The 873-nt window shown below is 43.6% G+C and carries 1 protein-coding gene; it reads left to right on the top strand.

Going from position 1 to position 873, the window contains the following annotated elements; translation table 11 throughout:
* Nucleotides 1-70: 70 nt before the first annotated feature.
* Nucleotides 71-849, top strand: a protein-coding gene (locus KQI58_RS22440; protein ID WP_216411150.1) for an IS5 family transposase whose coding sequence is annotated in 2 segments (ribosomal slippage) — nucleotides 71-401 and nucleotides 401-849 — 780 coding nt in all. Because the reading frame shifts where the segments join, the coding sequence is not laid out codon by codon here.
* Nucleotides 850-873: the final 24 nt, after the last annotated feature.

Genomic DNA, 873 nt, shown 5'->3' with positions numbered 1-873 from the left:
CTAGGACGTGTCTGAAAACCCAATAAAAATATGGTATGCTCTGATAAAAACGACTGGAGCAGGATAACGAATGGCACAACCACGACGATATGAACTGAGCGATGAGCAATGGGATCAGATTGGCGGACTATTTCCGAATTATCGAACTGGACGTCCGCCTAAATTGAACAACCGCACTGCGTTTAATGCCATTCTTTGGATCGCTCGCAGTGGCGCTGCTTGGCGAGATTTACCAGAAGAACGATACGGTTCTTGGAAAACAGTCTACACTCGGTTTTGCAATTGGAGGGACAGCGGCTTATTGATAAAAATCTTTCAGGTTCTTCAAGTAGAACCTGATTTTGAGACGATCAGTATCGACTCCACATCGATAAAAGCCCATCAACATAGTGCAGGAGCTAAAAAAACGCTGAACTCAACGAAGTGAAGCAACATATAGGGAACAGCCGCGGCGGGAAAACAACCAAAATCCATACGTTAGTGGATGGTTTGGGAAATCCATTAGCTTTTCTTTTAACTGGTGGGCAAACCCACGATGCTGTTGCGACGATCCCATTACTAGAACAATTTGAAATTGAAGGAAGCACTATTTTGGGTGACAAAGCCTACGGATCAGAGACGATTCGTGACTGGATATCTGCACAAGGAGGCAGCTATACGATTCCTCCAAAATCGAATGCCAAAAATCCTTGGAAAGTCGATTGGTTCTTGTACAAAGAGCGCCACTTAGTAGAATGCTTTTTCAACAGGATCAAACACTTTCGTCGTGTCGCTACACGGTATGACAAATTGGCAAAGTCGTTTTTATCATTTGTTTATGTGGCTGCTATCTTCAAACTGACTCAGTAACGAGTTTTCAGACACGTCCTAGTA

Origin of the sequence: Enterococcus raffinosus, from assembly GCF_018917525.1 — a bacterium.
Taxonomy (GTDB): domain Bacteria; phylum Bacillota; class Bacilli; order Lactobacillales; family Enterococcaceae; genus Enterococcus_A; species Enterococcus_A raffinosus_A.
This window is presented reverse-complemented; position numbering and strand designations above follow the sequence as displayed.